This is a genomic window from Mucilaginibacter gracilis (genome assembly GCF_003633615.1).
Taxonomy (GTDB): domain Bacteria; phylum Bacteroidota; class Bacteroidia; order Sphingobacteriales; family Sphingobacteriaceae; genus Mucilaginibacter; species Mucilaginibacter gracilis.
In genome coordinates this window covers 5536992-5550384 of the sequence record NZ_RBKU01000001.1, presented here as the reverse complement: position 1 = coordinate 5550384, position 13393 = coordinate 5536992, and the positions used below count along the sequence as shown (strand labels likewise).

The 13393-nt window shown below is 44.2% G+C and carries 13 protein-coding genes and 1 riboswitch; of the genes, 6 read left to right on the top strand and 7 right to left on the bottom strand.

From position 1 onward, the window contains the following. The first annotated feature begins 133 nt into the window (after positions 1 to 133). Positions 134 to 382, top strand: coding sequence for a DUF1456 family protein (locus BDD43_RS24640; RefSeq protein ID WP_121200679.1), 249 nt, complete (start codon positions 134 to 136; stop codon positions 380 to 382). Positions 383 to 923: 541 nt separating this feature from the next. Here the strand turns inward: BDD43_RS24640 and BDD43_RS24630 are convergent. Both BDD43_RS24630 and BDD43_RS24625 read right to left on the bottom strand, forming a co-directional pair. Further along, positions 924 to 1502 (bottom strand): DUF4202 domain-containing protein, encoded by a 579-nt coding sequence (locus tag BDD43_RS24630; protein ID WP_121200675.1) that lies wholly within the window; start codon positions 1500 to 1502, stop codon positions 924 to 926. Between the two features lie 342 nt (positions 1503 to 1844). Beyond that, positions 1845 to 2159, bottom strand: coding sequence for a ferritin family protein (locus BDD43_RS24625; RefSeq protein ID WP_121200673.1), 315 nt, complete (start codon positions 2157 to 2159; stop codon positions 1845 to 1847). A gap of 69 nt (positions 2160 to 2228) precedes the next feature. Here BDD43_RS24625 and BDD43_RS24620 point away from each other — a divergent pair, with 69 nt between their 5' ends. After that, positions 2229 to 2744: a DinB family protein gene (locus BDD43_RS24620; protein ID WP_121202110.1), complete on the top strand. Its 516-nt coding sequence runs from the start codon at positions 2229 to 2231 to the stop codon at positions 2742 to 2744. 74 nt (positions 2745 to 2818) lie between these two features. On the opposite strand, the gene BDD43_RS24615 is transcribed toward BDD43_RS24620, so the two are convergent. The 3 genes from BDD43_RS24615 to BDD43_RS24605 form a co-directional block, all read right to left on the bottom strand. Then, positions 2819 to 3640, bottom strand: a complete 822-nt coding sequence (locus BDD43_RS24615) for an SRPBCC family protein (protein WP_121200671.1) — start codon at positions 3638 to 3640, stop codon at positions 2819 to 2821. A 151-nt stretch (positions 3641 to 3791) separates the two neighbouring features. Beyond that, positions 3792 to 5042 (bottom strand): serine hydrolase, encoded by a 1251-nt coding sequence (locus BDD43_RS24610; RefSeq protein ID WP_121200669.1) that lies wholly within the window; start codon positions 5040 to 5042, stop codon positions 3792 to 3794. Between the two features lie 2 nt (positions 5043 to 5044). Continuing rightward, positions 5045 to 5626, bottom strand: coding sequence for a hypothetical protein (locus BDD43_RS24605; RefSeq protein WP_147425729.1), 582 nt, complete (start codon positions 5624 to 5626; stop codon positions 5045 to 5047). A gap of 370 nt (positions 5627 to 5996) precedes the next feature. Next, positions 5997 to 6217, top strand: a riboswitch (cobalamin riboswitch). A gap of 108 nt (positions 6218 to 6325) precedes the next feature. Between BDD43_RS24605 and BDD43_RS24600 the strand changes: the two genes are divergently transcribed. The 4 genes from BDD43_RS24600 (at position 6326) to BDD43_RS24585 (ending at position 10933) form a co-directional block, all read left to right on the top strand. Next, positions 6326 to 8293, top strand: a complete 1968-nt coding sequence (locus tag BDD43_RS24600) for a TonB-dependent receptor plug domain-containing protein (RefSeq protein ID WP_121200665.1) — start codon at positions 6326 to 6328, stop codon at positions 8291 to 8293. Positions 8294 to 8359: 66 nt separating this feature from the next. Then, positions 8360 to 8947 carry a DUF6580 family putative transport protein gene (locus BDD43_RS24595; protein WP_121200663.1) on the top strand — a complete coding sequence of 196 codons (588 nt, stop codon included), beginning with the start codon at positions 8360 to 8362 and terminating at the stop codon, positions 8945 to 8947. Positions 8948 to 9270: 323 nt separating this feature from the next. Then, positions 9271 to 9981 carry an SIR2 family NAD-dependent protein deacylase gene (locus tag BDD43_RS24590; protein ID WP_121200662.1) on the top strand — a complete coding sequence of 237 codons (711 nt, stop codon included), beginning with the start codon at positions 9271 to 9273 and terminating at the stop codon, positions 9979 to 9981. A 301-nt stretch (positions 9982 to 10282) separates the two neighbouring features. After that, positions 10283 to 10933 (top strand): MgtC/SapB family protein, encoded by a 651-nt coding sequence (locus BDD43_RS24585; protein WP_121200660.1) that lies wholly within the window; start codon positions 10283 to 10285, stop codon positions 10931 to 10933. A gap of 23 nt (positions 10934 to 10956) precedes the next feature. On the opposite strand, the gene BDD43_RS24580 is transcribed toward BDD43_RS24585, so the two are convergent. After that, on the bottom strand, positions 10957 to 12933 hold the full coding sequence (locus BDD43_RS24580) for an N-acetylmuramoyl-L-alanine amidase (protein ID WP_121200658.1): 1977 nt from the start codon (positions 12931 to 12933) through the stop codon (positions 10957 to 10959). A gap of 2 nt (positions 12934 to 12935) precedes the next feature. Further along, positions 12936 to 13295, bottom strand: coding sequence for a BlaI/MecI/CopY family transcriptional regulator (locus BDD43_RS24575; RefSeq protein WP_121200656.1), 360 nt, complete (start codon positions 13293 to 13295; stop codon positions 12936 to 12938). Positions 13296 to 13393 lie beyond the last annotated feature (98 nt).

The following is a 13393-nucleotide window of genomic DNA, read 5'->3' as shown; positions in this document are numbered from 1 at the left end:
AAAAAACACGGCACCGGCCAAATCTTAAGTTTGGTAATCATAAAAATTTATGATTGATTTGTATAAATGGCTATTAGCTTAGCGCGTTAGGTTAGCGGTGATTAATATAATAACCTAAAATAAATAAAAATATATGAGTAATAACGATGTGATGAAAAAACTGCGTGTAGCCTTAAAGCTAAACGATACCGATATTGTGGAGATATTGGCCCTGGTTGATTTCCGGATCACTAAAACCGAACTGGGAGCCATTTTTAGAAACGAAGACCACCCCAACTTTAAACCCTGCGGCGACCAAATACTGCGCAACTTTTTAAACGGATTAATTATTCATAAACGCGGCCCGAGAGAAAAAAAGGAACCCGAAGAAGAGGGGAAGTAAGAGTAGTTAGTAATCAAGTTGTTGTTGCGGGCGATAGCGTGGCAACTGCACGTAAGCCGCACAGCCATAAAGGCCAATATTGCCCTCTTAAAAAAACAGATGTTTTTTATTCCCTCCTCGGGGAGGGGTGCAATGGGTTGCGAGGTGGCAGGGAGGGGTTTATCCGCCTTGCTCCCGTATAAACCCCTCCCTACACCCTCCCGTGGGGAGGCAATCGCGCGGGGCCCAATGCTTGAAACCTATACTCTATTTTTGATAGGCTATTACGCTATAAAGGCCAATATTGCCCTCTTAAAAAGGCCGGTGTTTTTTATTCCCTCCTCGGGGAGGGGTGCAATGGGTTGCGCAGTGGCAGGGAGGGGTTTATCCGCCATGCTTCTCGCGTAAACCCCTCCCTACACCCTCCCGTGGGGAGGGAATCGCACGGGGCCCAATGCTTGAAACCTATACTCTATTTTTGGTAGGCTATTACGCTATAAAGGCCAATATTGCCTCCGGCCGATTGCTTCGTTACTCGCAATTACACGGTTTAGCGACCTTTTTACCCCAAAGCCTGGCCCAAAAGCGCATCTGCCTTTTCGCTATATGGCAAGGTTAGGGCGGCACTGTGGCCCGGCTGACTCATTTTGTTCCAGGTTTTTTTGATGATGTGGATGAGCTTTTCGTCAGTATGTTTTTGGATGAAATTTTGGAACTGAAATTGCAGAAAAACAAGGCATAACGCGTTTTCCATCAGTTGTACTTCGGCATCAAGCTTAATTTTTTGTTTCAGTATGATGCGTTGTACATCGGCAATAAAATCATCCGGGTAACCGGCTTGCAGCATCAGTTCGCCAGCCTTTTGGGCATGAAACTTTGATAAATCGCTTCGCCAGTTTAAATAGCCCGCCTTACCATCGGGATAGGTATTTCGGGGGATGGTCCACCGCCCGATGTGCTGGCTGCGCGATGCCAGCAGCACGGCTTCGCTGGCCTGTGGTTCAAGTTTTAATATCCAGTTATACAGCTCAATAGCATAAAAATATTCCGACGGGTAGGTTACGCCATCCCAAACCAAAGTAAATGGGTCTTGCTGGTTATAGGCATCAAATAGGGCAAAGGCTTTTTGTAATTTATCCATTGGTTTGTGTTGCGCTAAAAGTTAAAGATACACTTTCGGCTCAATACTATGGGTGGGTTTAAATGCTATTCACCAATAACGTATACGTATCAATTAAACGCGTCATTGCCGTGTTTTAAAGTCTGGGCCTCTGAGTGCGTTAAAAAAAGCGATGGATTGTGCGATTCCCCTCTTGAGAGGGGTGGAGGGGTGTGTTATGTTCGCAATGCCCGGCGTATAACACACCCCTGCCACCACACATTTCAACGCGCCCCCTCTCAAGAGGGGAGTTAAAAAAAAAGTGATGGGCGGGTACGAAGCAATGACGCCCGTTTAAGTGTTTTTAAGCCGCCATTAAGTGCCTCACTCCGATGCTTCTTCACCTTTTTCGCCAAGCTTTACAATATCGCCCTCTTTAAATAATATGGCTTGCAGGGTTTTTTTCCAAACCGGTTTTTGGCGCAGTAAAAATTCAAGGTCCATACCAAAATGTTTAAATTCCTCGTGCTGTGCGTTTTGCATAATGGCTTTGGCATCCTTGTTTTTTTCTACCGAAATGCGTTGCTCGTACCAGTTAATGGCTTCGGCTTCTTCGGTTAACGAAACAATCATACGGGCAAAGGTGCGGGTTTCGTCGGATAATTCGTTTGCAGGTTCGTGGTATTGGTCGAATGACATAATATTAAATTTAGTTTCAATACTTACTACAAATGCGCTTTACATTTGTTTATCATCAAAAAATTAAACATGCCACAAACTAAACCCGAAGTATGGCTGCGAGGCCCGCTGCCGCAAATACCGGCCCTGCTGCAACCCGTTGCCCATGCCTTGTTACAAGCGCGCGAAGAACTTAACCTTTTAATGGCCGGTTTCCCGGATGAATTACTTTGGCAGCGGCCCGCGGGTTTGGCGTCGCCGGGTTTCCATTTGCAACACCTTAGCGGGGTATTGAGCAGGCTTTTTACCTATGCCCGGGGCGAGCAGTTAACCCAACAACAATTGGCCTACCTTAACGCCGAAGGCAAGCCTGCCGAGGCACCAAACTTAACACAAGCCCTGGTTGCTGCATTTAACCACCAGGTTGATGCCGCCCTGCAACAGCTAATTGCCACCAATGAGGCTACATTAACCCAGGCACGTGGCGTTGGCCGCGCGCAAACACCATCAACCGTGCTGGGTTTGCTGGTACACGCCGCCGAACATACCCAAAGGCATTACGGGCAATTGCTGGTAACGGTTAAGGTGTTAATGGTGGATAAATGATTGAGTTAATACATCACAGAGCGGCTATGCAAAGCCGCCCTGTGCAGTATAGAGCTTGCATTGTACTCTTATAGTTATACCTTTTTTTGTTTTGCCTCATCGGCATTACCTTCTGCCGAATTAAATTGCGATTCTGGTTCATCGTCAAAGGTTTCAACAGTAATAATGGTTATCTCCGGCTCCAGCGGAAAATCGTCGCCATCGGTATAAATAGTTTCTATATAATCTTTAAAGCTCAAAACATCGGCACGCACAATTTTTTCGAAAAGCGGGTTCAGTAGTTTTGCAATGCCTGTGCCAATACCACCGGCGGGGGGCAGGTAGCTTATTACAACCTTTACAATGGTGCCACCGCCAGGTGCATCCTCAAACTCAACCTTACCTGCGTTTTGTATGGTTGAACCGGGGAGCGAGTGCCAGCCTATTACGGCGGCTTCTACATCGTTAACAATCTCGGCTTCCCAGCTTATATTGCCCAGTCCACCCGGTATTTTGGCTTCCCAGTGCGATAGGGTATCGTCAATAACGGTAACGTTTTCTAAATGGCTCATAAACAGGGGCAGGTTTTCTAACCTGCGCCAAAAATTGTACACATCGGTGCGGCTGCGGTTTACAGTAAATGTGTACCTGATGTTAACGTTTACCGGACTGGTACTTATTTTACCAATTTTTGCATAAAGCGAGCAATAGCCCGTAACGCCCCGTTGCAGCAAATAGCCGCCAGCAAACAGTTTAACAGCACCCCGCAAAGGATGCCTGAATACGCCAAAGAGGCCCGAAAAGGCCATTTTAGTGCCCAAGGCAACCGAAGCCAGGCGTTCGGGAAGCTCTATATTTACGGGGTGTTGCTCCGCATTGGCCGGAACAAGTTTTAAATTGATCGTTTTAAAGTCCATAACAATTAACTTTTTTATGTTATAGATTAACCCCGAAACCCATAATGGGTTTGCTTTAAATGAAAATATTTATAGGGAGAGTTATGGTGAAGGGGCAAAGATTTGGCAACTTTTTAAAAGTTGCCAAATCTTTGCCCCTTCACATCGGCCCTTACTCCTTATAATCAAAAATAAACTTTTGCAAATTGGGTAAATGTTTTTTGGGGCGTTGCAGTTCGTAATTGTAAATTAACTGGCCCAGGTTTTTTAAAAACGGCAGGCATACGGTTGTGTACTCGTACTTGTTGTCGTTATAAATACCGTCTTCGTTTGATTGTATTACGGCGGTGAGCATAAACTCAACCTTGTTTTGAGTATCAATAATGTAGGCGTTATCAATATCGTAGCCATACGAATCGCCCACTTTATTAAATATCCTGATGTTGGGGTTTATTGTTGCTGCGCTATCGGCACCGTAAAACAAAAACTTGCAATAGGCGGGGTAATAACCAGGTCTGCTGTAAGTAGGGTGGTGGCTTTCGGTAGGGAAGGTGCTCATGTAGCGATACAACAACCGGTAATCGGCAGGGGTAAGGTTAAAGCGTTGGGATGGCTCAAAACTTTCGGGGAAAAGTAGTCGCCGCAATACCATTTGCTGGTTGGTAATAGTGTAAATGTTGTTGCTGGTAAAATCAAAAGGTTGCATTACCAGTTTATCGTGGCTATCCATGTACCCTTTGCCTTGCAGCAAATTAGTCATCGTTATGGGGTATTCCGCCGAATCATACAGGGCGGGTTTGGTATAAACCAGTTTATGGCCATTGTAAAAATTAATGGGGTTGGTGTGCTTCGCGCTTTCGCCTTTATCGCCAACGGCAAGGCGGTTAACAATGCGGGTTTGGGTAAGGCCGTACTTTTTTAGTTTGGTGTTAATTTGGGCACGGCCAACAAATTCGTACAGGCGGTTAAAGGCATCGTTATCGCTAACCAGCAGTATTTTTTTAATGTAGTTTTGGATGCTTGGCAGGCCAGTTGTTGATGATGTATCCGTTAAAACCTGGGTTTGCCCCGCAAAGGCACTATCGGTTATCATGGTGCTTTGGCTGTTAAGCCCGGCAATTTTTAACTCATTTAGTTTTTCGAGCGCAAATATAGCCGTAGGCAGCTTTACGGTGCTGGCGGGGTAAAAGTAACGCCTGGGGTTTAGCCTATAGCTGTAACTTTTAAAATGCGGTTTGTTTTGCGCATCGCGGTTTATTTGGGTGTAAAGTATTTGCACCTCGTTTTGAGTGGGATGGTTTAATATCCCCAAAAATAACTCGGGATGGCTTTGCAGCATCGTTTTTAAAAAAACGGTATCGGGCTGCTGGGCTTTCGCCGATAAGGAAAGCAGCACCAAAACGGGTATCAGTAATTTTTTCATGCTTAAAAATTATAACCAACGCCAAACCTAACGCCGGCGTTTAGTAACGAATAAGGCGTGCGCCCGCTAAAATGTGCAACGGCGTGTTGTTGCAAAAACGGCGAAACCAATAAACTTATTTTGCCCATGTTAACCTGCGCACCAATGCCTAATTGGTAACCCAGCCCGGTTTGTTTTGCCTGTGCCACCATGCTGTTGCTGGTTTCAAAATCAAGGGTTAAACCTGCGTCGGCAAAAAAGTACTTCCAAAAAGTGGCCCTGGCTACAAAGGGTATGGTAAGCAAACCCAGATCGGCATTTTGGCTGGGCTGTGCTATACCCGGCTGCAAGCTGTTGTACTGCATGTGGTTAATTGAATAAACAACCCCTGTTTCAAAACCAAGCACGCGGTTAACCTGGCGGGTATAAGTTAGGCCAAACAGGTTTGAGTTACCATCCTGATAGCCACCGTCGGCCTTTTGTTTACTGCTGTACATGCTGTTGGCGGCAAAGCCGTATACAACCGTTATGCTATTTTTAGACTGCGAATAAGCGGCAATACTACCCCAAACGGATAGCATGAACAGGAACGTAATTTTTTTCATTGTGGGTGTGAGTATAAAGCTATGGTTTTGTTTGTTATCAGGTAACCGAAAAAGCATCAATCAGCGTTATTGCACTAGTAATGTGAAAAATAGAGCATAGGTTTAATGCATTGGGCCCGCGCGATTCCCTCGCCACGGGAGGTGCAGGGAGGGGCTTATGCGAGAGCATGGCGAATAAACCCCTCCCTGCCACTTCACAACCCAACGCACCCCTCCCCGAGGAGGGAATAAAAAGCTTCTATCTTTTAAAAGGCTGTTACTTTTGCATACTACAGCATTTTACTAATGCAATTACGTCGCGTTTGGTCTTTTAAACGTTCTCTAAAAATAGATAATTTATAACTCTTTTCAAGTTTATCAAATCTTATCCTAATTTTGCAGCGCTTTCGGTTTCCTTACTGTTAATGACTGTAGGGGATTAAAAGGGAATCCGGTGTAAATCCGGAGCTGTCCCGCAGCTGTAAGTCCGGGCCCCGCTAACTAAAATTTGGGGCTTAGTTAAGAAAAAAAAGTCACTGTGCGCCGCAAGGCAAATGGGAAGACCTTAACGTTAGGACGAGCCAGAATACCTGCCATAAGCATTTAATTATTCATAGCTTTCGGGGATAGAAGCTTGAGTGTGAATGCCCTGTGCACGGGGTGTATTCCATTCCTAATTCTTCGTTTTCGGTATGCTGTGGGAGAAAAACTCACAACAACATGAAAAAAAAATTCGTAGTAGTTGCTGCAGGCCTGGGGCTTGCACAACTGGCACTGCTAACAACGGCAGGCCTGGCGCAAAGCGCACAAAACACAAAAAAAGACACCGTTACCCATCTTAACGAAGTAGTGGTAACCGCCAGCCGGTCGGCAAAAAAACTGAGCGACATTGGCCGCGTGGTAACCGTTATCAGCAGCCAGGAAATTAACCGTTCGCAAGGTAAAACGCTGCCGCAGTTGTTAAACACCGTTGCAGGCATCACCTTTTCGGGAGCGCAAAACAACATCGGCATCAGCTCGTCGGTTTTTTTGCGGGGTGCAACTACGGGCAATACGCTCATCCTCATTGATGGCTTCCCGGTAAACAACGCATCATCAATTGATGGCAGTTACGATCTGAACGCTTTTTCGTTAGACCAGATAGACCACATCGAAATTTTGAAGGGCAGTGGCTCCACGCTATACGGCTCGGATGCCGTGGCGGGTGTTATTAATATCATTACTAAGCACCCTCAAAATCAGGATCTGGTTGGCGATGTGCAGTTTAGCGGCGGTAGTTACAATACCTTTAAGGGAAGCATTGGTTTAAACGGAAGGCTAAACAAAACAGGCATCTCGCTTAATTTTTCCAATTTACGGTCGGATGGGTTTGCCGCTGCTACCGATACTACGGGCAAAATGGGCTTTAAAAAAGACGGTTACCTGCAACAGTCCCTTAGTTTAAACCTCAACCAATACCTATCAAACAAATTTACGCTTAACGGTAATTTTCAACTATCGGCAAACACCGGCGATTTACCTTATGGTGCTTTTAAAGACGATAAAGATTACAACTACAACAATCTGTTTTTATTTGGTGGCTTAGGGGCCAAATTGGTATTGCCCAAAGGCTCGTTACTGTTTAACGTAAGCCAAAATACCGTTTGGAACAATTTTTACAATTCACCTCCCGATAACGATTCTACCCATTCGGTAACGCAAAACATAGGCCGCATAACCAATGCCGAGGTTGTTTTAAACCAGGCTTTGGGCGAGTATTTTGATATTACCAGCGGCGGCAGCTTTAAGTACAGCAACACCGGCCAATACAGTTTGTACGAACAGGCTTATTACCACCCTAAACCTGTTGATAGCTATATTAGTGGCAATAACAACATCAGCAGTGCGTATACCTCGCTGTTTTTCAAATCGGATATATTTCACATGGAGTTGGGTGGGCGTTATAATCGTCATAGTAAGTATGGCAACAATTTAACTTATACCGTTAATCCCTCGGTTATTATTGCCAACCAACTTAAAGTATTTATTACCGTTGCTTCGGCTTACAAAGCACCATCGTTATACCAGTTATACTCGCAATACCGAAACAGCGACTTAAAGCCCGAAACTACAACAAGCTACGAGGCGGGTTTTGATTGGGATATTACCAAGGCATTATCGTTCAACACCGTATTTTACAAACGCAAAACCACCAATGTAATTTATTTTTACACCGATGCTTCCTATAAATCAACCTACCAAAATGGCAATTTGGAAGACGACCAAGGTTTTGAAAGCGAACTGAAGTACCGTAAAAACGATTTTACAGCTTCGGCCTACGCGGCATACGTAACCGGTACACAAACCGATACCAAAGGTGTTGATACGCACAACCTGCTGCGCCGCCCTCGCAATACTTATGGTGGCAATGTAAGTTACCAGCTTATTAAAGCATTATCGGTTGGGGTAAATTACAAATATACCGGCGAACGCAGCGACACCCGTTTTTTAGATGTTGCGCCATACTCGCGTGTTGAAGGTTTAAAGGCTTACAACCTGTTTGATGTACATGTACAGGCCAGTGCCACCAAAAACCTAAGCTTGTTTGTTGATTTAAACAACGTATTTAATGTAAAATATACCGACTGGATTGGCTATAGCACCCGAGGGTTTAACGCTTACGGCGGCATTAAATATTTGCTTAATTAACCAATAAGCAAGCTGTTTTTATTGTAGTTTAGTTTGAGTATTTTTGCACCCATAATAAAGTTATATATGACCTTACAGAAAACAAATACACGCACCATTGTACTTATTTTAATGATAGTGGTTGCTATGGCCTTCCGCTTGCTGAGTTACAAGTTTCAGGTATTGAGTAATTTTACGCCTGTGGGAGCTATTGCCCTGTTTGGCGGTGCTTATTTTGCCGATAAATGGAAAGCTTATGCAGTAGTTTTGCTGGCTTTGTTTTTAAGTAATATAGCCATTAACTACCTGTACACATCTAAAATATTGTTGTGGACAAGCAGTTCGGTTTGGATGTATTTAACTTTTGCCATTATGGTTTTTGTTGGCAGTTTAATAAAAAAGGCTAACTTTTTAAACGTGCTTTTAGCATCAATAGCAGGCATTTGCATCCATTGGTTAATAATGGACCTGCCTTTTTTATACGGCACCATGTATCCGCATACTTTGGCGGGTTACGGGCAATCGCTACTGGCAGCCATACCCTTTGAGCGCAATATGGTTTATGGCGATGCCGTTTTTGGCACCTTACTATTTGGCGGCTTTGAATTGGCCAAGCGTAAATATTCGGCACTGGCTTACCAGCCAAACAATAATGGCGCTTTAAGAGCAGCTTAAACAAATTAACAACATAAATATTAGGGCGGTGATTACAGAAGATCACCGCCCTTTTTTTGTGCCGAAACAAACGATCGGCTTTAGAATTCCATTAAAAAAGAATTTATTCCCTCCTCGGGGAGGGGTGCAATGGGTTGTGAAGTTGCAGGGAGGGGTTTATTTGCGTTGCTCTCGCATAAACCCCTCCCTGCACCCTCCCGTTGGGAGGGAATCGCGCCAGTCCCAATGCTTGAATGTTATATTTGTCTTTCCATCAAAAAATTCCCCCTTTAGGGGATTAGGGGGCCATCGTTTTTTGTTTCCGTTTTCTTAATTTTACTGATATGGAAAACCAAGCACATCAAAAACCCGGTGCTCATATTGTAGTTTTAACCGGGGCAGGCATTAGTGCCGAAAGCGGCCTTAAAACCTTTAGGGATACCGATGGCCTGTGGGAAGGTTATAACATTGAAGATGTTGCCACACCCGAAGCCTGGGAACGCAACCCCGCCCTGGTTCAGGATTTTTATAACCAGCGGCGCAAGTCGGTTTTAGAGGCGCAGCCTAATGCCGCGCATTATGCACTGGCAAAGCTGGAAGAAAAATATAAGGTAACCATCATCACCCAAAATATTGACGACCTGCACGAGCGTGCCGGATCAACCAATGTAGTACACCTGCATGGCATCATCACGCGGTCGCAATCAAGCAAGCGGCCCACGCTAACCTATCCCATCAACGGTTGGGAGCTGGGTATGGATGAGGTGTGCCAGCTTGGTTCGCCATTGCGGCCACACGTGGTTTGGTTTGGCGAAATGGTGCCCATGATAGAAACCGCTGCCCAAATTTGCGCTAAAGCCGATTTGTTTATCCTGATAGGTACTTCGTTGGCTGTGTACCCGGCATCGGGCTTAATTAATTACGTGCCGGATGAAATACCGAAAATTATCGTCGATCCTAAAATACCCACCGTTTATAACGTTGCCAACATCATCAAAATAGAAGCCAAAGCCACAGTTGGCGTGCCCGAGTTGGTAGGGGAGTTGATGGGATAAGGTGTTTGAAGCAATGGCACGGAGTGTTATGTTAATGGTGTGTAATAAAGGAAAGTGTTTAGCCAAAAGTTTTAAGTTCTAAGTCAAAAAAAGAATAACTTTTGACTCAAGACTTAGTACTATTGACTTAATAATAGGTAATAGTAGCCCTGCTCTCAAGAGGGGAATCGCACAAGCCAACGCTCTTATTCGTCATTTCACTTTCATAGGCCGCAGCGTTCTATTACTCGCAATGACAGGATTTTAAAACAGCTTGTCATTCCATCGCGTCAAAATAATTATACTTGCATAAAAAAATACCATGGCTGTTAACCCTACCGATATACGCTATACCGAAGAAGTTTTTAAACTTTTCCTCTCGGCTATGGTTGGCTGTTTGGTGGGTTTGGAGCGCGAAATCAGGCGCAAGCCGGCGGGGTTTCGCACTTTGGCTATTATTTGTGTAGGTTCAACGCTGTTTACTATTTGCTCGTACAAGCTGGGCTTTCCGGACAATGAAGATAGGATTGCGGCCAATATTATTACCGGCGTGGGCTTTTTGGGTGCAGGAGTAATTTTCAGGAACGGCTTTTCGGTTTCGGGGATAACCACCGCCGCAACTATTTGGATTGCCGCAGCCCTGGGCATGCTAATTGGTATTGGCGATTATGCAATTGCATTGCTTTCGCTGGCTGTATCGCTTATAATTTTGTGGGCCATGCAGTTTTTGCAAAACTTTATTGATGCCCGTTTTCAGCACCGCAGTTATACCATTAGCTATAAGGATGGGTTTGATAGCGACGAACTGCAAGCCAAATTAACCCAACTGCAACTGAAGGCACGCAACTTTAAAGAAACCCGGCAGGATGTGCAAACCAGTTTTGAGTTTGAAGTGAGCGGTAAAGAAAGCAACCTTAATATATTTAACCAATGGCTTAAAAACGAAACCCGCATATACTCGTTTATGTGGTAGGTTTTTAAGCCATTGGTAATTGGCTATTGCCTGGTGCTGCCTTTTTTAAGATAATGGAACTTTAAATCGATAGTTAGCGAATCTGTTGTTACCACAGTATTGTCATGTGATTCTTTGTCGTCGTGCATTTTTATCTTTACACCACCGGTTGCCGTTATCAGGCTGTCTTTGATGTTAATTTTAATCACCTTTGCCTTAATATTATATTTCGGAGTACTTAGTTCGGCGTTATAAAGCGTGGTGGTTGGGGTGTTATAGTAGTGCCCGGTTGAATCGGTAGCGGTATATTTTGCAGCCTTAAATTCCTTATACATATCTTCATTGGATTTGGCTTTGTCATAATAATTTCCGGAATAAGCCATGGATAACCCTGTTACATCATATTTTTTGGCATTGGCAGCCGTTCTTGTTTTTGCAACAACCCTTATTGCAGTATCTTTTACTATATTTTGAGCTGCCGTTTGCGGTTGCTGGTTCAAAAACGTAACCTTTACCTTGGTATGTATGGCAGTATCCACAGGCCCCATTTGGGATATTTTTTTGGTTGGCGATTTTTCAAATGCAATTACGGCGTTGATGATTTTTTCGGCCAAATTGCGTTGATATTGCTTGTCGGTTAGGTATTGTACATCGCTTTTATTGCTCATGTAACCCATCTCCAGTAAAACGGCTGGCAGTTTATTTTTGCTCAGTACGCCTATGTTCTGTTGCACAACATCAAAAGATTCAACACCTTGTAAATGTGGCAAATGCGCCATCTGGGTAACAAAGGCCATGGCCAGGTTTTGCGATTGCGTAAACTCCAGGTTGCGGCTACTGGTAATAATGCGCATCCCGGTGGCACCGGCATCATTTACGGGTGCCCAGTTAGTATGTACCGAAACAAAAACATCACCCTTTGGCGCCAACCGCTCGGCCATGGATACTAATTTATCATCTGTGCGGGTTAAAACGGTTTTAATGCCCCTCTCATCGGCAACAGCCTTAATTTGTTGTACCAGTTGCAGGTTAAGGTCTTTTTCAACAAGGCCGTTGGCCGCTACACCGGTTTCTTTGCCACCGTGCCCGGCATCAAGCACTATTACAAAATTGCTGTTGTTATAGTTGTAGGCATACGTTTTTTCGATAACAAAAAAGTAAGTTAGCGCGCACAAAACAGGCAGCACCAGCAAGTAACACAACTTTTTGGCTGTGGCCGATGGGCGGTTAAACAACATGCCAACACGGCTTTTTAAACCATAGGCACTAAACTGGTTTACCAAACCCGCCCCTCCCGGCGATGATAGTTTGAGCAACAAACCCGCATAACTTTTTGAGTTGTATTGGCTGGCCAAACGGCGGTCAACCTCAAACTCGTGGGCCTGGCAAAGTGCGCGGGAAAACAGGTACACAAAAGGGTTAAACCAAAGTACGGCTTTTACTATCTCCACAAATAAATTATCTGCCGAGTGTAGTTGTTGCACATGCACCAGTTCGTGCGCTATAACCTGTTCTTTTTCGGCTTCGGTAAGGCCATCGGCATTCAAAAAAATGTAGTTAAAAAACGACGAATTGTTTGGCGATTGCCCATTAACCACGAAATAGCTTTTTTGCCGCTGCCCGTATTTAACCGCTTTATACAAAATAGAATAAAGGTTAATACACAACTTTAATACAAGCAAACCTGCAATTAACCAATAAGCACAGTTGGCTATAAAAAGCCAGTTGATGGGTGTAACGGCTTGCTGTACAACCACCGGTTGACTGGGTTCGGCAATGGCAACAATATTTGCTGCTGCATTGTTGATAGTTACCTGGTTGCTAACCGGCGGTGCATTAACCACCGTTTGCACGCTAATGTGCAGCGCCGGGATAACTAAGCTTGCCACAAGCGCGCTTAGCAGATACCACCTGTTAATGCTAAAGAAGGTTAACTTACTGAATAACAGATAATAAAAAATGTAAAAGGCAGCCGTACAGGCGGTTACTTTTAGCAGATACATAAACAGTTCCATATACATAATTATTGCTTGTTAATAAGTTGTTTGATGTTGCTGATCTCGTCGTTGCTCAAATTTTCTTCCTTTACCATGAAGGATAAAAGGCTCTCGGCCGAGCCGTCGAAGTAATCTTTAAACAGTTTGCCAAAGGTGTGCTTGCGGTAGGCGGTTTTTGTGATAAGCGGAAAATACTCGTAGGTTTTGCCATAAGCCTTAAAACCTACATAGCCCTTTTTCTCCAGCAACCTCACTACCGACGATATGGTATTGTAAGGCGGCTTAGGCTCACCGGGCAGTTTATCAATAATATCTTTAACAAACGCTGGGCCAAGGTTCCATAGTACCTGCATAATGCGTTCTTCGGTTTTGGTTAACTCTTCCATAAACCAAAGGTGAAACTTATTTTTCAGTTTTACAACTGTATTTTACGTTATTTAACGTAAAATACAGTTTAATATAATTAACTATTTGTTTTGCAGTG

What these genes read in the sequence shown, in the direction of transcription:
- BDD43_RS24625 (WP_121200673.1), bottom strand. Translation starts at nt 2,159, where the DNA reads ATGTCATTCGACCAATACCACGAACCTGCAAACGAATTATCCGACGAA.
- BDD43_RS24610 (WP_121200669.1), bottom strand. Translation starts at nt 5,042, where the DNA reads ATGAAAAAATTACTGATACCCGTTTTGGTGCTGCTTTCCTTATCGGCG.
- BDD43_RS24595 (WP_121200663.1), top strand. Translation starts at nt 8,360, where the DNA reads ATGACCTTACAGAAAACAAATACACGCACCATTGTACTTATTTTAATG.
- BDD43_RS24590 (WP_121200662.1), top strand. Translation starts at nt 9,271, where the DNA reads ATGGAAAACCAAGCACATCAAAAACCCGGTGCTCATATTGTAGTTTTA.
- BDD43_RS24585 (WP_121200660.1), top strand. Translation starts at nt 10,283, where the DNA reads ATGGCTGTTAACCCTACCGATATACGCTATACCGAAGAAGTTTTTAAA.
- BDD43_RS24620 (WP_121202110.1), top strand. Translation starts at nt 2,229, where the DNA reads ATGCCACAAACTAAACCCGAAGTATGGCTGCGAGGCCCGCTGCCGCAA.
- BDD43_RS24600 (WP_121200665.1), top strand. Translation starts at nt 6,326, where the DNA reads ATGAAAAAAAAATTCGTAGTAGTTGCTGCAGGCCTGGGGCTTGCACAA.
- BDD43_RS24580 (WP_121200658.1), bottom strand. Translation starts at nt 12,933, where the DNA reads ATGTATATGGAACTGTTTATGTATCTGCTAAAAGTAACCGCCTGTACG.
- BDD43_RS24630 (WP_121200675.1), bottom strand. Translation starts at nt 1,502, where the DNA reads ATGGATAAATTACAAAAAGCCTTTGCCCTATTTGATGCCTATAACCAG.
- BDD43_RS24615 (WP_121200671.1), bottom strand. Translation starts at nt 3,640, where the DNA reads ATGGACTTTAAAACGATCAATTTAAAACTTGTTCCGGCCAATGCGGAG.
- BDD43_RS24640 (WP_121200679.1), top strand. Translation starts at nt 134, where the DNA reads ATGAGTAATAACGATGTGATGAAAAAACTGCGTGTAGCCTTAAAGCTA.
- BDD43_RS24605 (WP_147425729.1), bottom strand. Translation starts at nt 5,626, where the DNA reads ATGAAAAAAATTACGTTCCTGTTCATGCTATCCGTTTGGGGTAGTATT.
- BDD43_RS24575 (WP_121200656.1), bottom strand. Translation starts at nt 13,295, where the DNA reads ATGGAAGAGTTAACCAAAACCGAAGAACGCATTATGCAGGTACTATGG.